We start from the raw sequence: 19,127 nt of genomic DNA, 5'->3' as shown, positions 1-19,127 counted from the left end.
CAACCCACCTAAAAAAAGCCGATTCCAACGAGCTAGACCCTGGACCTAAAGAAAAGCCGCACGCCCTGCAGGACGTGCGGCTTTTGATGTCCGAAACTAGGGACTACTTATTGCTGGTGAGCAACGATGTAGTCGATAGCTTCCTGGACGGTGGTGATCTTCTCAGCCTGCTCGTCCGGGATTTCGGTCTCGAATTCCTCTTCCAGAGCCATCACCAGTTCGACGGTGTCAAGGGAGTCGGCGCCCAGATCCTCGACGAAGGAAGCGCTGTTGGTAACTTCCTCTTCCTTCACGCCGAGCTGCTCAGCGACGATCTTCTTAACGCGTTCTTCGATGGTGCTCATACCGTGTTCTCACTCCTAAAGGAAAAATCCGCACAACGGATTGCGCGTAAGTGTATAGAAAGGGATTTCCGTATTTCAAGCTGACGCGACATTAAGACGTACGCGCGGCCATTGCTGGTCCGACAGTTTACCAGCTTAGCGCAATAGCCGCGCGGGGTAACGCCGGTCAGCTCATGTACATTCCGCCGTTCACGGGGATCGTGGCGCCGGTCACATAGGCCGCACCCTCGCCCGCCAGGAAACCCACCACCTTGGCGATTTCATCGGCCTGGCCGAGGCGGCCGGCCGGGATCTGGGTCAGCAGCGCGGTGCGCTGGGCTTCCGGCAGCTCGCGGGTCATGTCGGTGTCGATGAAACCGGGAGCCACGGCATTGACGGTGATGTTACGCGAACCCACCTCGCGGGCCAGCGCCCGGGTGAAGCCCTCGAGACCGGCCTTGGCCGCGGCATAGTTGGCCTGGCCGGCGTTGCCCATGGCACCGACCACCGAGCCGATGCTGACGATGCGACCCCAGCGGCCCTTGGTCATGCCCTTGAGCACGGCCTTGGACAGGCGGAACAGGCTGTTCAGGTTGGTATCGATCACATCGAACCACTCCTCGTCCTTCATCCGCAGCATCAGGTTGTCGCGGGTGATGCCGGCGTTGTTGACCAGGATCGACGGCGCGCCGAACTGGGCCTGGACCTGCTCGAGGGCGGCCGCGACGGAGGCGTTGTCGGAGACGTTGAGCACCAGCCCGGTGCCCTCGATGCCGTTGGCCTTGAGCGACTCGGCGATGCGCTGGGCGCCCGCCTCGCTGGTCGCGGTGCCGATCACGGTGGCGCCCAGCCGACCCAGTTCCAGGGCGATGGCTTGACCGATGCCACGCGTGGCGCCCGTGACCAGGGCGACCTTACCTTGCAGACTCATCTCGTTTTCCTCGGATTCAAAAAGCCGCGCGGGCGGCGGCGAAGGCGTCGGGGGTATCCAGGGCCAGCGTTTCCACGCCCTTGACGCATCTCTTGTTCAGACCGGCCAGGACCTTGCCCGGGCCGCACTCCACCAGGTGGGTGATGCCCTGGGTCGCCAGGTACTGCACGGACTCGACCCAGCGCACCGGGCTGTACAGCTGGGCCAACAGGTCCTGCTGGAGGCTGGCCAGCTCGGTGTTGACGCCGGCATTGACGTTCTGCACCACCGGAATCTCGGGCTGGCTCCAGGTGCAGCCACGCACGTCCTCGGCGAAGCGCTCGGCCGCCGGACGCATGAGCTCACAGTGCGACGGCACGCTGACCGGCAGCGCCACGGCACGCTTGGCGCCCAGCGCCTTGCAGGCCTCGATGGCGCGCTCCACCGCCGCGGCGGTACCGGCGATGACCACCTGGCCCGGGGCATTGAAGTTGACTGCGCTCACCACCTCACCCTGGGCGGCTTCAGCGCAGGCGGCCAGCACCTGGGCGTCTTCCAGACCGAGGATGGCGGCCATGCCGCCCTGCCCGGCCGGTACGGCCTGCTGCATCAGCTCGCCGCGGCGAGCCACCAAGCGGACCGCCTCGGCGAACGGCAGGCTGCCCGCAGCGACCAGCGCCGAGTACTCGCCCAGGCTGTGACCGGCGACATAGGCCGGCTTGGCGCCGCCTTCGGCCAGCCACAGCCGCCACAGCGCGATGGATGCGGTCAGGATGGCAGGCTGGGTACGGTCGGTCTGGTTGAGCGACTCCTGCGGGCCCTGCTGGGTCAGCGCCCAGAGGTCGTAGCCGAGCACGGCGGAGGCTTCCGCGAAGGTTTCACCGATCAGCGCATGGTGCGTGGCCAGCTCGCCCAGCATGCCCAGGGCTTGGGAACCCTGGCCGGGAAAGACGAAAGCGAGAGAGGCAGACATAGGCAGGTCTCTTGTGGGTCCATTGCGGGCGAACACTCTGTTTCGCCACTGACAGACTGAGATGTCGGTGTCGACCGGTCGGTCACACCGCTTTCAGAGCCGCCAAGTTTAACCGGATCCGCCCGGGGAGATCAGTCTCCACGTCGCGCAGGGCACGCTCGATGGCCTGAACGAGACCGACTTCGCCTGCCGCGCCATGGCTTTTCACCACCACGGCGTTGAGTCCGAGAAAGCTGGCGCCGTTGCGCAGCTCCGGATCCCAGTGGCGGAAACGCCGGGCCAGCCAGGGCTGCAGCAGCCAGCGCTCGAGCGGGGAGGCCGTGCCGCTGCGCTCGACCAGCAGGCGCAACAGCGCCTCGCCGGACTTGAGCACGGCGTTGCCGGTGAAGCCATCGCAGACCACTACGTCCGCCGCCGCGGCGTAGAGATCGCTGCCCTCGACGAAGCCGATGAAGTCGAAGGTCCGACTCTCGGCGAGCCGGCGCGCGGCCTCCTGGATCACCGGCGTCCCCTTGCCCGGCTCGCGCCCGACATTGAGCAGCGCCACCCGTGGCCGTGCCAGGCCCCGTGCCTGGGCCGCACCTGCGCCCAGATAGGCGAACTGCAGCAGTTGTTCGGCAGTGGTGTCGAGATTGGCACCGAGGTCGAGCAGCAGCGTCTGGTGCTCTCCCCGGCCGGGCAGCGCCGACATCATGGCGGGCCTGTCGATTTCCGGCAGCGTGCCGAGCAGGGATCGCGCCAGCGCCATCCAGGCCCCGGTGTTGCCCGCGCTCAGGCAGCCCTGGGCACGCCCCTGCTGGACAGCCTCCAAGGCGGCATGCATGGAGGTGCGGGCACGGCTGCGCACGACGCTGGCGGGGCGCTCATCGGGCCCTACGGCGGAGTCGACGTAGTCGAAATGCAGGCGGCTGGCGAGGGAAGCGGGCGGTGACCAGGCCGACAGGGCGTCGCGCTGACCACAGAGGAGAAGACTTAAGGCGGGGAAACGCGCGAGCGCGCGGAGTGAAGCAGGAACAATGCAGCGGGGACCGAAGTCCCCGCCCATTGCATCGATCGCGATGACGGTTTCGATCGAGGATTACTCGTCGGAACCCTTGTCGATCACTTTGCGACCGCGGTAGAAACCGTCGGGCGACACGTGGTGGCGCAGGTGAACTTCACCGGTGCTCTTTTCCACGGACAGGGCGTTCGCTTCGAGGGCATCGTGCGAACGACGCATGTCGCGAGCGGAACGGGATTTTTTGTTCTGCTGAACAGCCATGATTTAACTCCTAAACGTTTGGGTCACGCTTCAACTGCGCAAGTACACTGAACGGGTTGGGTCGCTTTTCCTCGTCCGCCGGCTCTTCGGGCGCCTCGAAACCTTCCGGATGCTGGCAAGCCCCTTCTGGATGCACGGGAATGATCGGCAGCGCGAGCAACAGCTCCTCTTCGACCAGGCTATGCAGATCCAGGGGATCTTCGCCAACCTCCAGGGCATCGTAACCCTGTGGCAAGGCATCGGCCGACTGCCCTTCCCAGAGCACGGCGAAATCGAATTCGCTGTGGATGGGAAGCACTGCCGGCTCCAGACAACGCTGGCAAATCATCTCGACCGCGGTGTCCAGGACACCGTGGATGACGAACTGCCGCTGTTGATCACGCCCGAAGTCGAGGACGACGGCTACCGCGCCTTCGGACTTCACGAGCTGCTCGCCGACACGCCGCATGTTCGCGAGAGGCAGCTCACCCTTGAGGGTGACGCCGCGATCCGCCAATTTGCGAGGATCGACCTGAGGTGGAATTGGCCCATTCAACATAAGCGCGCCATTATAGGGACGGCCTTACGGCTGTCAAAGGAAATTAACCCCGAAGCGACGCCGACCGACCTCTGGTCGACCTCGCCCGAGAACAAACTGATGCCTCTTATTCTACTCGCTTCCAGTTCACCTTACCGCCGCCAATTGCTGGAAAGGCTGCACCGGCCCTTCGCCCACCGGTCGCCCGACATCGACGAAACGCCACTGCCAGGCGAAGGCCCGCGGGAGCTGGTGGAGCGCCTGGCCCGGGCCAAGGCCGCGGCCCTCGCCGACCAGCCGGAGCCCACCCTGATCATCGGCTCCGACCAGGCCACCGCCATCGATGGCGAGATCCTCGGCAAGCCCCTGAGTCATGAGCGTGCGCAGGAACAGCTGGCGCGGGCCAGTGGCCGCACCCTGGTGTTCCATACCGGACTGGCGCTGCTGGACAGCCGCACCGGCGAGTGCCGCAGCGAGGTGGTGGAGTTCCGGGTGCGCTTTCGCCAGCTGGACCCTGCGACCATCGACCGCTACCTGCACGCCGAGCAACCCTATGATTGCGCTGGCAGCTTCAAGGCCGAGGGCCTCGGCATCGCCCTGTTCGAATCCATGCAGGGGGATGATCCGACCAGCCTGATCGGCCTCCCCCTCATCCGCCTGGCCGCGCTGCTGCGCGCGGCCGGGCAGCAGATGCCCTAGGTCACCTGCCACGACACCCGTCAGCGTAGGGTCGGCCCCTGCCACCCCATATAGAGGGCGAGGCGCTCGGCGACGCTGGCACCGAGTCGCTTGGCGAAGCGATCGAAGGGCGAGTCTTCCTGGGTGTAGTCCACCAGGCGCTCTTCCTTGATCACTTCGCGGGCGACATAGCTGGTACTGCCGAGACCGTCGATCAGCCCCAGCCCCAGGGCCTGCTCGCCGGACCAGACCAGGCCGGAGAACAGCTCGGGATGGCCCTCGACCTTCAGCCGGTCGCCGCGGCCCTTCTTGACGCTGTCGATGAACTGCTGGTGGGTGGTGTCCAGCACCTGCTGCCAGAAGCGGGTTTCCTCGGGCTTCTGCGGCTGGAAGGGGTCGAGGAAGGCCTTGTGCTCGCCGGAGGTATAGACCCGCCGCTCCACACCCAGCTTGTCCATGGTGCCGACGAAGCCGAAGGAGGCCGCCGTCACGCCGATGGAGCCCACCAAACTGGCCTTGTCGGCATAGATGGCATCGGCCGCACTGGCCACGTAGTAGGCGCCCGAGGCACCCAGATCGCTGATCACCGCGTACAGCTTGATGTCCGGATGCAGGCCACGCAGGCGCTTGATCTCGTCATAGATATAGCCGGACTGCACCGGGCTGCCACCCGGGCTGTTGATGCGCAGCACCACGCCGCGGGTATTGCTGTCGTCGAAGGCCTTGCGCAGTGCGGTGACCACATTGTCGGCACTGGCCTTCTCGTCATCGGCGATCACACCCTTGAGCTCGATGAGCGCGGTATGGGCACCGGACTCGGTCATCCCGCCCTTCTTGCCCAGCGACAACAGCGGGGTGAACAGCACCAGCATGAGGATCAGGTAGGCGAAGGTCAGCAACTTGAAGAAGATGCCCCAGCGCCGCGCCCGCCGCTGCTCGCGCACACTGGCGAGCATGGTCTTCTCGATCAGGGCCCAGGTCTTGTCGTCCGCCGGGCGCGTACGCCCGCTGTCTTCCTTCCACTCGTCAGCCATGCCCTGCCTCACTCCTGACCACAACATTGTCACCCAGCCATAGCGCCAGGTCCGTGAAAGCTTCGATCATCGCGCGCGGCGCGAAATCCCTGAGGACCTCCGCCGGCTGGGCACCATAGGCCGCGCCGACCGCGGCGACACCCGCCCGCCGCGCCATCTCCAGGTCGAACACCGCGTCTCCCACCAGCAGCGCCCGCGCCGGCGCCACGCCGCAGTGAGCGAGAATCTCCTGCACCATCTGCGGATCCGGCTTGCCGGCCGTCTCGTCGGCGCAGCGGGTGATATCGAAGAAGTCGCTCAAGCCATGCTGCTGCAGCGAACGGGCGAGACCCCGACGGCTCTTCCCGGTCGCCACGGCCAGCTGATAGCCCTGGGCGCGAAAGCGCTGCAGGCCCTCGAGCACGCCGGGGAACAAGGGCGACGCCTGCTGTTCGCGGCGCACGAATTCGGCGCTGTAGGCGTCACGGAAGCCTTCGATCTGGGCCGGGGTCACCAGGTGCGGGTAAAGGGTCTGGATCGCCGCGACCAGCTCCAGGCCGATGATGCCCTTGATGGCCACGTCGCTGCGGGGCGGCAGACCCAGTGTCTCGGCCGCCACGTGCATCACCTCGACGATCCGGCCGATGGAATCCGCCAGGGTGCCGTCCCAGTCGAAGATCAGCAGCTGGTAGTCAGGCATCCAGCCGCTCCAGCGTCTGGCTCCAGGTACTGTCGACCGGCGCCTCCAGGCGCAGCTCGCCGCCTTCGGGCAGCGGAATCACCAGGCTCGCCGAATGCAGGAACAGCCGCTTGCCGCCCAGGTCGCGGATCTCCTGGGAGAAGTCCTCGTCGCCGTACTTGGGATCGCCGGCGATGGCGTGCCCGGCGTGGCGGGCATGGACGCGGATCTGGTGGGTGCGCCCGGTCACCGGCCGCGCCTCGACCAGGGTGGCGAATTCGCCATAGCGCCGCAGCACGCGGAATTCGGTGAGCGCCTCCTTGCCTTCGTCATTGACCTCGACCATGCGCTCGCCGGATCTGAGGGTGTTCTTCAGCAAGGGGGCATTGATCTTCTTCTTGGCCGCCGGCCAGTGGCCGCGCACCAGGGCGTGATAGCGCTTGTCGACGCCATCGCCGCGCAAGGCTTCGTGCAGGAACCTCAGCATGCTGCGCTTCTTGGCGATCATCAGCAGACCCGAGGTGTCCCGGTCCAGGCGATGGACCAGCTCGATGTCCCGGGCGTCGGGGCGCAACTGGCGGAAGACCTCGATGACCCCGCCGGACAGGCCGCTGCCCCCATGCACGGCGATACCCGCCGGCTTGTTGATGACGATGAGCGTCTTGTCCTCGTGGACGATGGAGGCCTCCAGGCGCTCGAGCAGGCCCTTGGCCAGGGGAGCCGGCTCGTCCGGCTCGGACAGCCGCAGCGGTGGCACCCGCACCTGGTCACCGGCCTGCAGGCGGTAGTCGGGCTTGATGCGACCCTTGTTAACCCGTACCTCGCCCTTGCGCAGGATGCGATAGATGAGGGTCTTGGGCGCGCCTTTGAGCTGGGTACGCAGGAAATTGTCGATACGCTGGCCGGCATAGTCGGCGGGCACATCGAGCAGTTGAACGCCGGTGCTGGGAGAAGGAGGCTTAGTCATGGGCGAATGATAGCAATTTTCCCTGATTTGAAGCACTTAAAGCTTGCTGCTATAGTCCGGAGGCGGTTATCAGTCCTGTCTGGATGGCACCGCTCGCGAGGCCGTCGATTCCGCCCGCGAATATAGGCTGCAAATGCAATAGTCACTGGACGTCTGGCCGTCCAGCAGATTGCCGACTCTGCCCAAGGGGGTGAGTGGCGAGCTGCGATCCGCCTGGTAACCAAGGCAGCGGCACCCAGGGTGCCAGCTGTAAAACGACAACCGCTCCGGACCTCGCGGGCGGCACCTGATTCCTGAAGATTGTGTGCAGGATGGAGATGCACAACCAGCGTATCGCGTAGCCTGACAGTACGCCTGCAGCCCGCTTCGCGCCCAGCTTCGGCCAAGGTGACGATCGCAGGTGGAAGCCTCAAGGCCAACGGCCGATGCTCCAACCGAGCGACACCTGACACGAATCCCGCGACGACCCGGCTGCCCGAGCCTTTCGGCTGTCACGCCCGCACCATGCCTGGTTGATTCCTCCTCCTGTGGAGCTGCAAAGGCAGTCGCTCAAGCGCCTGCAGGAGACGTAGTCGCGGCACGCCCCCGGGCCTGCTGCTGGACACGAAGGCCGGATCCATACCGGCTTCGATACGACCCCGTGCACCCTTCTCCTGAATCCTGTTGCCACCACGCGGGCCGAGAGCCCGGAACGTAGTGGTATTACATGAAGAGAATGCTCATCAACGCGACCCAGCCCGAGGAATTGCGGGTTGCCCTGGTCGACGGTCAACGGCTGTTCGACCTGGACATCGAGTCCGGTGCCCGCGAACAGAAGAAGGCCAACATCTACAAAGGCCGTATCACCCGCATCGAGCCCAGCCTGGAAGCCGCCTTCGTCGACTTCGGCGCCGATCGCCACGGCTTCCTCCCGCTGAAGGAAATCTCCCGGGAATACTTCAAGAAGAACCCGGAAGGCCGGGTGAACATCAAGGAAGTGCTCTCCGAAGGCCAGGAAGTAGTCGTCCAGGTCGAAAAGGAAGAGCGCGGCAACAAGGGCGCGGCCCTGACCACCTTCATCAGCCTCGCCGGCCGCTACCTGGTGCTGATGCCCAACAATCCCCGCGCCGGCGGCATCTCCCGCCGCATCGAGGGTGAAGAGCGCAACGAACTGCGCGAAGCCCTGAATGGCCTCAACGCCCCGGGCGACATGGGTCTGATCGTGCGCACCGCCGGCCTGGGCCGCAGCACCGAAGAACTGCAGTGGGACCTCGATTACCTGCTGCAACTCTGGTCCGCCATCACCGAAGCCTCGGGTGAGCGCAAGGGACCCTTCCTGATCTATCAGGAAAGCAACGTCATCATTCGCGCCATCCGCGACTACCTGCGCCAGGACATCGGCGAAGTCCTGGTCGACAGCGTCGAAGCCCAGGAAGAAGCCCTGAGCTTCATCCGCCAGGTGATGCCGCAGTACGCCAGCAAGATCAAGCTGTACCAGGACAGCGTCCCGCTGTTCAATCGCTTCCAGATCGAAAGCCAGATCGAGACCGCCTTCCAGCGCGAAGTGAAGCTGCCGTCGGGCGGCTCCATCGTCATCGACCCGACCGAAGCCCTGGTCTCCATCGACATCAACTCGGCGCGCGCCACCAAGGGCGGCGACATCGAAGAGACCGCACTGCAGACCAACCTGGAAGCGGCCGAGGAAATCGCCCGCCAGCTGCGCCTGCGCGACATCGGCGGCCTGATCGTCATCGACTTCATCGACATGACCCCGGTGAAGAACCAGCGCGCCGTGGAAGATCGCGTCCGCGAAGCCCTGGAAGCCGACCGCGCCCGCGTGCAGATCGGTCGCATCTCGCGCTTCGGCCTGCTGGAAATGTCCCGCCAGCGCCTGCGCCCTTCCCTGCGCGAAACCAGCGGCATCGTCTGCCCGCGCTGCAACGGCCAGGGCATCATCCGCGACGTGGAATCCCTGTCGCTGGCCATCCTGCGCCTGATCGAGGAAGAAGCCCTGAAGGATCGTACCGCCGAGGTGCGTGCCCACGTGCCCATCCAGGTGGCGTCCTTCCTGCTCAACGAGAAGCGCAACAGCATCACCAAGATCGAGCTGCGCACCCGCGTGCGCATCATCATCCTGCCGGACGATCACATCGAGACCCCGCACTTCGAAGTGCAGCGTCTGCGTGACGACAATCCCGAGCTGCTGAACAGCCAGTCCAGCTACGAGATGGCCAACACCGAAGCCGAAGAGGTGCAGCCGGTCAGCTCGACCCGCACCCTGGTGCGCCAGGAAGCCGCGGTGAAGGTCGCCCCCGAGCGCGCCCCGGCGCCCACCCCGGTGACCGCCGAAGTCGTGACCCCCGTCGCCACCGCGCCGGCCAAGCCGGTAGCCGAGCCCAATCTGTTCAAGGGCCTGGTCAAGTCCCTGGTCAGCCTGTTCGCCGGCAAGACCGAAGAGCAGCCCATGGCCGACAAGACCGTCGCCACCCCCGAGGCAGCCAAGAGCAGCGACGAGCAGCGCCGCCAGGACGAGCGTCGCAACGGCCGCCAGCAGAATCGCCGCCGCGAGGGCCGTCGTGACGACGAGCGCAAGCCGCGCGAGGAACGCCAGCCGCGCGCCGACCGTGGCGAGCGCAGCGAGCGGCCGGCCCGCGAAGAACGCAAGCCGCGTGAAGAGCGCCAGCCTCGCGAAGAGCGTCAGGCCCGCGAGGACCGCCCGGCTCGCGAGGAGCGTCAGCCCCGCGAGGAGCGCGCCAACCGTGAAGAGCGCCAGCCCCGCGAGGAGCGTCAACCGCGCGAAGAGCGCCAGCCGCGTGAAGAGCGTCAGCCCCGTGAGGAGCGCGCCACCCGCGAGGAGCGTCAGACGCGTGAAGAGCGTCAGCCCCGTGAAGAACGTCAACCCCGCGAGGAGCGTGCCGCTCGCGAAGAGCGTAAGCCCCGTGAAGAGCGTCAACCTGGCGAAGCGCACATGAGCGCCGAAGAGCGTCCGGCTCGCGAGGAACGTCAGCCCCGTGAGGAGCGCAAGCCCCGCGAAGAGCGCCAGCCGCGTGAAGAGCGCAAAGCTCGCGAAGAGCGTCAGGCAGCGGCCACCGCCGAAGAGCTGAACGAAGAAGAGGTGCTGGAAGGCAACGAGGAGCTGGAAGAAGGCGAAGAGCGTCCCCGCCGTCGCTCCCGCGGCCAGCGTCGTCGCAGCAACCGTCGCGAGCGTCAGCGTGATGCCAACGGCAACTTCATCGAAGACGACGAGCAGAGCGCAGCGGGCACCGACACCCCTGTCGCGCCGGCCGCCGTCGCCCTGGGTACCGCCGTGGTGGTTAGCGAGAGCGTGACCGCCATCGCGACCCAGGAAGAAGCAAAGGACGCTCGCCAACAGGATGCGGCACCAGCCGTGGCAAGTCCCGCCGCCAGCGCGGAAGCTCCGGCGGAACAGCCGGCCGCCGATGCGCCTGCCCAGCCGGAAATCCTCACCCCCTCGGTGAGCCAGCTGCAGGACGAGCGCGCGCCGCATCAGGACGTGGAAATCACCGCGCCGGTTGCCGAGCAGGTCGCTCCGGTCGCAACCCCCGCTCCTGTCCCCGCCGCACCCGTCGAGCCCGAAACCGCGGAATCGGCTGCCGGCCGCGCCTCCAACGACCCGCGTGAGCGTCGTCGCCGCGAGCGCCTGGCCCGCGAAGCTGAAGCCGCCGCTCGGGCCAAGCAGGCTGAGCAGCCCGAGCAAGCAGCTCCGGCACCGGCCTTGGGCGCCATCGCCGAAACCGAGGAAACCTTCGCTACCGCAGCGGTAGGGACCCTCGAGCCGCAGCCGGTAGTCGAGTCCGAGCCTACCCCGGTGGCCGAGACCACGCCTGCCGTCGAAGCGGAATCGGCGCCCATCGTAGTGGAGCAACCCGCCGAACTCGCACCGAGCGCTGTGCAGGAAGAAGCGGCCCCCGCCGCTCCGGCCAGCACCGAGATCGCAGCCGACGAGCACGCCAAGACCGACGCGGAGAAGGAGGACGAGCCCGCTCAGTCCGAGCTCGAGCGCAAGCGTGAAGAGTCGCGGGAAAACCATCCCCGCTGATTCCTGACGCAAAGGAAAAAGGGCGCTTCGGCGCCCTTTTTCATGCCCGGGATTCGTGGTGGCGCCGCCCTGTTGACGAGACTGCGGGCTACCCCTCCCCTCGCGCCCCTCCCGACCTTATCAATGCCAGGCGGCCAGCGCAGGCTGGCGGCGAAGCCCATCACTGCGAGCCGTGAACCCTCTGTTGGGCTTCGGCGGTGGAGCCGCCTCAACCCAACCTACGCGGCCAGATAAAGCACCGTAGGTTGGCGCTGAGCGCAGCGAAGCCCAACACCCCCAGGCACAGAGCGGCTGTTGGGCTTCGGCGGTAGGGCTGCCTCAACCCAACCTACGTTGCCTCGCTGAAACGCCGTAGGTTGGCGCTGAGCGCAGCGAAGCCCAACGCTGCGAGATACAGAGCGGCTGTTGGGCGTCGGCGATGGAGCCACCTCGAACCAACCTACAGGTGTCGCGCCAAAAAATCCCAGGCATAAAAAAACCCAGCCAACAGGCTGGGTTTTTCGAGCGAATCCCGAGGGATTAACGCTTGGAGTACTGCGGACGCTTACGCGCTTTGCGCAGACCGACTTTCTTACGCTCGACTTCACGGGCGTCACGAGTGACGTAGCCAGCTTTGCGCAGGGAGCTGCGGTAGCCTTCGTCGTACTCGATCAGGGCGCGGGTGATGCCGTGACGGATGGCACCGGCCTGGCCGCTTACACCACCGCCAGCGACGGTAACGTAGACGTCGAACTTCTCCAGGGTCTCGGTCAGCTCGAGGGGCTGACGAACGACCATGCGTGCGGTTTCGCGGCCGAAGAAGGTGTCCAGGGTGCGATCGTTGATGGAGATCTTGCCAGTGCCCGGACGGAGGAAGACACGAGCGGTGGCAGTCTTACGACGGCCGGTACCGTAATTTTGAGTTGCCGACATGTTGTACTATCCCGATTAAAACTTGAGTTCTTGGGGCTGCTGAGCGGTGTGCGGATGGTTCGCACCCTTGTACACCTTGAGCTTGCGATACATGTCGCGGCCCAGCGGGTTCTTCGGCAGCATACCCTTGACGGCGGTCTCGATGACGCGCTCGGGAGCACGGGCGATCAGCTTTTCGAAGTTGATCGACTTGATGCCACCCGGGAAACCGGAGTGATGGTAGTACATCTTGTCGGTAGTCTTGGCACCGGTCACCCGAACCTGCTCGGCGTTGATGACGACGATGTAGTCGCCGGTGTCAACGTGAGGAGTGTATTCGGGCTTGTGCTTGCCACGCAGGCGAGTGGCGATTTCAGTAGCCAGACGACCCAGAGTCTGGCCAGCAGCGTCGACGACGTACCAGTCGCGCTTAACGGTTTCCGGTTTTGCGGTGAAAGTTTTCATTCTCTATGGCCTCAGAGGCCGCCCTGGTAAAAAGACGGCAAATTCTACACAACAGTGCAACCCCGGACAAGTCAGGGGCAGCCGGAAACAGACGCTCTTCGGGGGCTCGGGTCGGCGTCCGCTACGGCGATCTCGGCAGGCTTAGGCATCCCCCGCCAAGAAAGCTGCGGCATGATACCCCTTCATGGCGAAAAAGCAACCGGAGATTAGAAGGAAAACAGCGCCTGGGTCGCCGCCGAGCCCTGCCGACGCGAGGCCAGATGATCCGCCAGCCGGGTCGGCTCCGGCAGGCGATGGCGCCGCACGCAGGCCATGACCAGCGCCGGCGCGGTGGCGAGACTGACCCTATGGCCGGGCGAGACGATCAGCGGCTTGACCCTGTCCTTGCTGCGCAGCACCGTGCCGATCACCGCGCCGTCCCGATCCAGCAAGTCGACCTGGCTGCCGCGCGTCTCGGCCAATTCGACGTGGTGACCGGTGAGGATCTTCTTGGCGACGCCGATGGTCGGCAGACCAGTGACCACTCCCAGATGGGCGGCGATACCGAGACGGCGCGGATGGGCGATGCCATGGCCGTCGCAGAACACCAGCTCGGGCGTCTCCGGCAACTCTTCCAGGGCCTGCAGCAGCGCCGGCAGTTCGCGAAAGGACAGCAGCCCCGGCACATAGGGCATCACGGTGGGGATGCGGGCGACGGCATGGGCCAGCGGCTGCAAAGTGTCGGCATCCAGCAGCACGGCCACCGCCCGGGTGATCTCGCCACCGTCCTCGAAGCCCACGTCGACCCCGGCGTAGCGCCGTGGCGAACCGAAGTCATCGTCCAGGCGGACCTGTCTGGCCAATTGCTTTTGCAGAAGGCGCGCCTGGGCGGGCGAGCCGTCCCAGTCGGCGAAGGGGTCGGAATTCACGAGCAGCTCCCAAGAACCTGAGTCAAAGGATTGATCCTTCAACCCGAGCAGGGTTCAGGGCTTGTGCGGACGGGCCAGGTACTCGTGGGATTGCATTTCCAGCAGCCGGCTGAGGGTACGCTGGAACTCGAATTCCAGCCGACCGCCGGCATAGAGGTCCTTGAGTTCGACCTCGGCGGACAGGATCAGCTTGACCTGGCGGTCGTAGAATTCGTCGACCAGGTTGATGAAGCGCCGCGCCATGTCGTCCTTGAGGGCGTCCATCCGTTCGACATTGGAAACCAGCACGGTCTGGAAGATCTTGCCCAACTCGATGTAGTCGTTCTGGCTGCGCGGGCCATCGCACAGAGCGCGGAAATCGAACCAGGCGACGTCTTCGCAGGTACGGCGCGCGCGGATCTCGCGATTCTCGATCATCAGCGGCACGTCCTCGCAGAGGTCGTTGCACTCGACGGTCAGCGAACGGAAGCTCTTGGCCATGGCCGCCTCGACTTCCTCGCTCAGCGGGTAATGGAAGAGCTGGGCCTGTTCCAGGGCACGCAGGCGATAGTCCACGCCGCTGTCGACGTTGACGATCTCGGTGTGTTCCTTGAGCAGCGCGATGGCCGGCAGGAAACGGGCGCGCTGCAGGCCGTCCTTGTAGAGGCCGTCCGGCACGATGTTGGAGGTGGCGACCAGGCTCACGCCGTTCTTGAACAGCTCTTCGAGCAGGGTCGCCAGGATCATGGCGTCGGTGATGTCGGAGACGAAGAATTCATCGAAGCAGATCACCCGCGCCTCGTCGGCGAAGCGCCGGGCGATGATGGTCAGGGGGTTCTTCTCGCCCTTGAGAGTGCGCAGCTCTTCGTGCACGCGCTTCATGAAGCGGTGGAAGTGGGTACGCATCTTCTGCTTGAACGGCAGGGCGTCATAGAAGGTGTCGACCAGATAGGTCTTGCCGCGCCCTACCCCGCCCCAGAAATACAGGCCCTTGATCGGCGTGACCGTCTTGCGCCCGAGCAGCTTGCCGAACAGGCCGCCCTTGGCCGCCGGCTCGGCGAGCAAGTCATCATAGAGCCGCTGCAGATGGCGGACGGCCTCTTCCTGGGCGGCATCGTAGAAAAACTCCGGGCGCTTGAGGTCGGCCTGGTAACGCTCGAGGGGGGTCATGGCGGCTTCTGGTCGGATGAAAAAGGGTGGTCACTGTAATGGCGGTCCCTGGCGTTGACAACGCCGGGGACCGCAGGTGCCGTCAGCCTTCGGCCAATTGCGCCAGGGCGGCGCGGGTGCGCTCGACCAAGGCATCGCGGGCGGCAGGAGAGTCGCTGGCGACGCCTTCGGCCACGACCTGGTCGTCCAGCAGCAACTGGAAGCCGTTGCCTTCTCCCGACAGGACACGGGCAGGCGTGGTGACCAGCTGCTTGCTGGTGATGCCGGCGGTCTTGGCTTCGGCGAAGGGGATCGACAGCGCCAGTTCGGTGCCGTCGGCATCGAGCAGGCGGAAGCGGAAGCTGCCATCGCTCTCGCGGAAGCTGACGAAACGGGCGGTCTTGCTGGCCTTCTTCTTGGTGGCACCGGTGGCGACCTGGGTCTTGAGCGAGCGCAGGCCCACGGCTTCGCGCAGTTCGCCGAGGAAGGGCGTGGCGTAGCGGCGGGCCTTGGCGGCGCCGGCCAGCAGGATGTCTTCGAGGTCATCGGGACGGGCGATCAGCGCGGCGTAGCGCTCGCGCGCCTCGCCCAGCTCGGCGTCGAGCAGGTCGAACAGCTGGCCCTTGGCGTCGCCCCAGGCCAGGCCGTCCTGCAGGGCCGCACGGAACGCCGCGCTCTGCTCGGGGGTGGCGAAGGCCTGGTAGAGGGTGAAGAGGTGGGCGCTGTCGGGGTCCTTGGGTTCGCCGGGCAGGCGCGAGTCGGTAACGATGCGGGCGATGGCGTCCTTGAGCTGCTTGGCGCTGCCGAACAACGGGATGGTGTTGTCGTAGCTCTTGGACATCTTGCGGCCGTCGAGACCGGGCAAGGTGGAGACGCTTTCCTCGATGACCGCCTCGGGCAGGGCGAAGTAGTCGCGGCCATTGCCGAACAGGTGGTTGAAGCGCTGGCCGATGTCGCGGGCCATTTCCACGTGCTGGATCTGGTCGCGACCGACCGGCACGCGCAGGGCGTTGAACATCAGGATGTCCGCCGCCATCAGCACCGGGTAGCTGTAGAGGCCCATGGTCACCCCGGCGTCCGGGTCCTCGCCCTGCTCCAGGTTGCGATCCACCGCGGCCTTGTAGGCGTGGGCGCGGTTGAGCAGGCCCTTGCCGGCGACGCAGGTGAGCAGCCAGGTCAGTTCGGGGATCTCGGGGATGTCGGACTGGCGGTAGAAGGTCACCCGCTCCGGATCCAGGCCACTGGCCAGCCAGGTGGCGGCGATCTCCAGCCGCGAGCGCTGGATGCGCGCCGGGTCGTCGCACTTGATCAGGGCGTGGTAGTCGGCGAGGAAATAGAAGGAGTCGGCATCGTCGGCCAGGCTGGCGCGAATGGCGGGACGGATGGCGCCGGCGTAGTTGCCCAGGTGCGGGGTACCGGTGGTGGTGATGCCAGTGAGGATGCGAGTGGTCATGGAGGCGCTGGAAATCCGAGAGACGAGGGCTTATCTGAAGAGGTCAGGCCTGCAGGCGCGGCAGGACCAGATCCTTGAGTTCGACGAGTTTGCCATGGAAGAAGTGGCTGCACTCGGGAACGCGGAGCAGTTCGTGAGGCAGGTCGAGGCCGGCGGACCAGGCGTAGACGCGCTCGGGGGTCACCACCTCGTCGGCTTCGGGCTGGATGACGGTGAGACGTGCCCGGGCGGGCAGCCGGCCCTCGACCGAGAAGCGCTCCACCGGGGGCGCCAGCATGAACAGCCGCGCCACCGCGACGCCCTCGCCTTCCAGGCGCCCGCCGAGGCAGGCGGCGACACAGGAGCCGAAGGAGAAGCCACAGAGGGTCAGCGGCAGGTCGGGATGGCGTTCGCGCAGCCAGGCCACGGCGGCCGCGGCGTCGTCGATCTCGCCTTCGCCGCCGGCATGCACGCCGGTGCTGGCGCCGACGCCCCGGAAGTTGAATCTGAGGGTGGCCTGGCCGGCGTCCCGGGCGATGCGCTGCAGGGTGGCGACCACCTTGTTCTGCATGGCGCCGCCATGCAGCGGATGGGGATGGCAGAGCAGGACCGCGCCGGTGGGTTCGGCCGGGCTCTGGTACAGGGCTTCCAGAGTGCCCGCCGGGCCCTCCAGCAGCAGGGGTTCTTCACGGGCTGACACGCTTGACTCCGTGACCTCGGACGCACAGTGCTCATCCAAGGAGTTGATTTTGATAGGGTCGATCCTGCGCGATGCCTGAGTGCGGGGTATGATGACGCCCAGCGAATGGCAGATGACGCAACCCAGTGTACAGGCTCGCCGGTCTGCCGTTACCGTAAAGCAAAGCCGCTCATAGAGGAAGTTTCGTGGAACAGTCGCTCACTACCTGGTTGTTGCCCCTGCTCGCGCTGCTGATCGGGGTCGGGATAGGTTTTCTGCTGGCGCGCCTGCTGCCGGGCGCCGCGCCGAGCCGGGTGCAGCGCCAGCTGGATGACCTGCAGAAGAAGTTCGACGACTACCAGCACGAGGTCACCAGCCACTTCAGCACCACCGCCGGTCTGGTGCGCAAGCTGACCCAGACCTACCAGGACATGCAGACCCACCTGTCCGAGGGCGCCGAGCGCCTGGCGCAGGACGAACTGACCCGCCAGCACCTGCTGGCCTCGCTGCACAGCGCCGAGCAGCGCTATCCGACGAGTCGCGAGCGGATCGACGGTCCGACCGAAGCGCCGCGGGACTACGCGCCCAAGGGTGACGGCACCCCGGGCACCCTCGACGAAACCTACGGCGTGAAGAGCCGCGGTTGATCCCAGCGGCCGGGCACTGTCCCGGCCTTTTTCCTGGCTGCTTCGCCTTGCTGGCCTGGGTGCAACGCCCGGCCCTTTTCCAGCTCGACATGGCATAATCCGCGGTTGCAGTCTTTCGCAGGAGAACGCCATGCCCGTAGCGGCCGATGGCCTGAGCCTCTACGGCATCAAGGCCTGTGACACCATGAAGAAGGCCCGCCTCTGGCTCGACGAGCACGGCCAGGCCTATCTCTTCCATGACTACAAGCAGAGCGGCATCGACCGCGAACGCCTGGCCGCCTGGTGCGCCGAGCACGGCTGGGAGAAGGTGCTCAATCGCGCCGGCACCACCTTCCGCAAGCTCGACGACGCCCAGAAGGCCGACCTCGACACCGCCAAGGCCATCGACCTGATGCTGGCGCAGCCTTCGATGATCAAGCGACCCGTGCTCGATCTCGGCGACCGTACCCTGCTGGGCTTCAAGCCCGAGCTCTATGCCGCGGCCCTGAACTGAGCCCAGCGGCGACAGCCCATTACGCACACCCCGCACCGAACCGGATCGGTGCCTTTGCAAAGGATAAATAGAATGTCGAATGCCCTCTTCAGTATCGCCTTCGGTGTCGGCACCCAGAATCGCCAGGACGCCTGGCTGGAAGTCTTCTATGCGCAGCCCCTGCTGAACCCCGCCGCCGAGCTGGTCGCGGCGGTCGCGCCGCTGCTCGACTACCAGGGCGGCAACCAGGCCATCGCCTTCGCCCCGGCCCAGGCCCGCGGCCTGGCCGAGGCGCTCAAGGGCATCGACCCGGTGCAGTCGGCGCTGCTGACCCGCCTGGCCGAGAGCACCAAGCCGCTGGTGGCGACCCTGCTGGCCGAAGACGCCGCGCCTGCTTCCACCCCCGAGGCCTACCTGAAGCTGCACCTGTTGTCCCACCGCCTGGTCAAGCCGCACGGCCTGAACCTGAGCGGCATCTTCGCCCTGCTGCCCAACGTGGCCTGGACCAACCAGGGCGCCGTCGACCTGGCCGAACTGCCGGCCGAGCAGCTGGAAGCCCGCCTGCGCGGCAAGCTGCTGGAAGTCTTCTCGGTGGACAAATTCCCCAAGATGACCGACTACGTGGTACCGGCCGGCGTGCGCATCGCCGACACCGCCCGCGTGCGCCTGGGCGCCTACGTGGGTGAAGGCACCACGGTGATGCACGAAGGCTTCGTCAACTTCAACGCCGGTACCGCCGGCCCCGGCATGATCGAAGGCCGCGTCTCCGCGGGCGTCTTCGTCGGCAAGGGTTCGGACCTGGGCGGCGGCTGCTCCACCATGGGCACCCTGTCGGGCGGCGGCAACATCATCATCAGCGTCGGCGAAGGCTGCCTGATCGGCGCCAACGCCGGCATCGGCATTCCGCTGGGCGACCGCTGCACCGTGGAATCCGGTCTCTATGTGACCGCCGGCACCAAGGTCGCCGTGCTGGATGACCAGAACCAGCTGGTGCGAGTGGTGAAGGCCCGCGAGCTGGCCGGCCAGAGCGACCTGCTGCTGCGCCGCAACTCGGAGACCGGCGCGGTCGAATGCAAGACCAACAAGACCGCCATCGAACTCAACGAAGCGCTGCACGCGCACAACTGAGTCCCCCACCGGGCAGC

20 protein-coding genes are annotated in these 19,127 nt (G+C 66.1%); 5 read left to right on the top strand and 15 right to left on the bottom strand.

Going from position 1 to position 19,127, the window contains the following annotated elements; genetic code table 11:
- Nucleotides 1-107 precede the first annotated feature (107 nt).
- The 6 genes from acpP to ACYJP6_RS22105 form a co-directional block, all read right to left on the bottom strand.
- Entirely contained in the window at nt 108-344 is a 237-nt protein-coding gene (acpP, locus tag ACYJP6_RS22130; protein WP_007160597.1) for an acyl carrier protein, read from the bottom strand.
- A gap of 166 nt (nt 345-510) precedes the next feature.
- Nucleotides 511-1,254, bottom strand: coding sequence for a 3-oxoacyl-ACP reductase FabG (gene fabG, locus ACYJP6_RS22125; RefSeq protein ID WP_459477881.1), 744 nt, complete (start codon nt 1,252-1,254; stop codon nt 511-513).
- A 16-nt stretch (nt 1,255-1,270) separates the two neighbouring features.
- Entirely contained in the window at nt 1,271-2,206 is a 936-nt protein-coding gene (gene fabD / locus ACYJP6_RS22120) for an ACP S-malonyltransferase (protein WP_459477879.1), read from the bottom strand.
- Nucleotides 2,207-2,288: 82 nt separating this feature from the next.
- Nucleotides 2,289-3,260, bottom strand: coding sequence for a phosphate acyltransferase PlsX (gene plsX / locus ACYJP6_RS22115; protein WP_459478070.1), 972 nt, complete (start codon nt 3,258-3,260; stop codon nt 2,289-2,291).
- A 24-nt stretch (nt 3,261-3,284) separates the two neighbouring features.
- Complete coding sequence (gene rpmF / locus ACYJP6_RS22110) at nt 3,285-3,467, bottom strand: 50S ribosomal protein L32 (protein ID WP_007160601.1); 183 nt, start codon at nt 3,465-3,467, stop codon at nt 3,285-3,287.
- Nucleotides 3,468-3,477: 10 nt separating this feature from the next.
- Nucleotides 3,478-4,005, bottom strand: coding sequence for a YceD family protein (locus tag ACYJP6_RS22105; RefSeq protein WP_459477876.1), 528 nt, complete (start codon nt 4,003-4,005; stop codon nt 3,478-3,480).
- A gap of 99 nt (nt 4,006-4,104) precedes the next feature.
- Between ACYJP6_RS22105 and ACYJP6_RS22100 the strand changes: the two genes are divergently transcribed.
- Nucleotides 4,105-4,683, top strand: a complete 579-nt coding sequence (locus ACYJP6_RS22100) for a Maf family protein (protein ID WP_459477874.1) — start codon at nt 4,105-4,107, stop codon at nt 4,681-4,683.
- A gap of 20 nt (nt 4,684-4,703) precedes the next feature.
- Here the strand turns inward: ACYJP6_RS22100 and sppA are convergent, their stop codons facing one another.
- The 3 genes from sppA to rluC are packed head-to-tail and all read right to left on the bottom strand — an operon-like array spanning nt 4,704 to nt 7,321.
- Nucleotides 4,704-5,696, bottom strand: coding sequence for a signal peptide peptidase SppA (gene sppA / locus ACYJP6_RS22095; RefSeq protein ID WP_459477872.1), 993 nt, complete (start codon nt 5,694-5,696; stop codon nt 4,704-4,706).
- Nucleotides 5,689-6,375: an HAD-IA family hydrolase gene (locus tag ACYJP6_RS22090; protein ID WP_459477870.1), complete on the bottom strand. Its 687-nt coding sequence runs from the start codon at nt 6,373-6,375 to the stop codon at nt 5,689-5,691. The genes sppA and ACYJP6_RS22090 overlap by 8 nt, the downstream gene beginning before the upstream one ends.
- Complete coding sequence (gene rluC, locus ACYJP6_RS22085; RefSeq protein ID WP_459477868.1) at nt 6,368-7,321, bottom strand: 23S rRNA pseudouridine(955/2504/2580) synthase RluC; 954 nt, start codon at nt 7,319-7,321, stop codon at nt 6,368-6,370. The genes ACYJP6_RS22090 and rluC overlap by 8 nt, the downstream gene beginning before the upstream one ends.
- Before the next feature lie 706 nt (nt 7,322-8,027).
- Between rluC and rne the strand changes: the two genes are divergently transcribed.
- Nucleotides 8,028-11,360, top strand: coding sequence for a ribonuclease E (gene rne, locus ACYJP6_RS22080; protein ID WP_459477866.1), 3,333 nt, complete (start codon nt 8,028-8,030; stop codon nt 11,358-11,360).
- Between the two features lie 519 nt (nt 11,361-11,879).
- Here the strand turns inward: rne and rpsI are convergent.
- From rpsI to ACYJP6_RS22050, 6 genes are all read right to left on the bottom strand, one after another.
- Nucleotides 11,880-12,272: a 30S ribosomal protein S9 gene (gene rpsI, locus ACYJP6_RS22075; RefSeq protein WP_058764621.1), complete on the bottom strand. Its 393-nt coding sequence runs from the start codon at nt 12,270-12,272 to the stop codon at nt 11,880-11,882.
- 15 nt (nt 12,273-12,287) lie between these two features.
- A complete protein-coding gene (gene rplM, locus ACYJP6_RS22070; RefSeq protein ID WP_007160609.1) occupies nt 12,288-12,716 on the bottom strand; it encodes a 50S ribosomal protein L13 in 429 nt (142 codons plus the stop codon).
- Between the two features lie 206 nt (nt 12,717-12,922).
- Complete coding sequence (gene nfi, locus ACYJP6_RS22065) at nt 12,923-13,624, bottom strand: deoxyribonuclease V (RefSeq protein WP_459477863.1); 702 nt, start codon at nt 13,622-13,624, stop codon at nt 12,923-12,925.
- Nucleotides 13,625-13,678: 54 nt separating this feature from the next.
- Nucleotides 13,679-14,773: a cell division protein ZapE gene (gene zapE, locus ACYJP6_RS22060; RefSeq protein WP_145008738.1), complete on the bottom strand. Its 1,095-nt coding sequence runs from the start codon at nt 14,771-14,773 to the stop codon at nt 13,679-13,681.
- Nucleotides 14,774-14,855: 82 nt separating this feature from the next.
- The gene (locus tag ACYJP6_RS22055) at nt 14,856-16,205 is read right to left on the bottom strand and encodes a tryptophan--tRNA ligase (RefSeq protein ID WP_459477860.1); all 1,350 of its coding nucleotides are present in this window, start codon (nt 16,203-16,205) and stop codon (nt 14,856-14,858) included.
- 43 nt (nt 16,206-16,248) lie between these two features.
- Nucleotides 16,249-16,884 (bottom strand): alpha/beta hydrolase, encoded by a 636-nt coding sequence (locus ACYJP6_RS22050; RefSeq protein ID WP_459477858.1) that lies wholly within the window; start codon nt 16,882-16,884, stop codon nt 16,249-16,251.
- 185 nt (nt 16,885-17,069) lie between these two features.
- Between ACYJP6_RS22050 and ACYJP6_RS22045 the strand changes: the two genes are divergently transcribed.
- The 3 genes from ACYJP6_RS22045 to dapD all read left to right on the top strand — a co-directional run bounded on the left by ACYJP6_RS22045 (nt 17,070) and on the right by dapD (nt 19,110).
- Nucleotides 17,070-17,510 carry a Z-ring associated ZapG family protein gene (locus ACYJP6_RS22045; RefSeq protein ID WP_145008735.1) on the top strand — a complete coding sequence of 147 codons (441 nt, stop codon included), beginning with the start codon at nt 17,070-17,072 and terminating at the stop codon, nt 17,508-17,510.
- Nucleotides 17,511-17,640: 130 nt separating this feature from the next.
- Entirely contained in the window at nt 17,641-18,003 is a 363-nt protein-coding gene (locus ACYJP6_RS22040; protein WP_459477855.1) for an ArsC family reductase, read from the top strand.
- Between the two features lie 72 nt (nt 18,004-18,075).
- Nucleotides 18,076-19,110, top strand: a complete 1,035-nt coding sequence (gene dapD, locus ACYJP6_RS22035) for a 2,3,4,5-tetrahydropyridine-2,6-dicarboxylate N-succinyltransferase (RefSeq protein ID WP_459477853.1) — start codon at nt 18,076-18,078, stop codon at nt 19,108-19,110.
- Nucleotides 19,111-19,127: the final 17 nt, after the last annotated feature.

The organism is Pseudomonas sp. No.117 (assembly GCF_054558395.1).
Note: the sequence above shows the minus strand (reverse complement) of the source record. Positions and strands in the feature narration are given on the sequence as shown.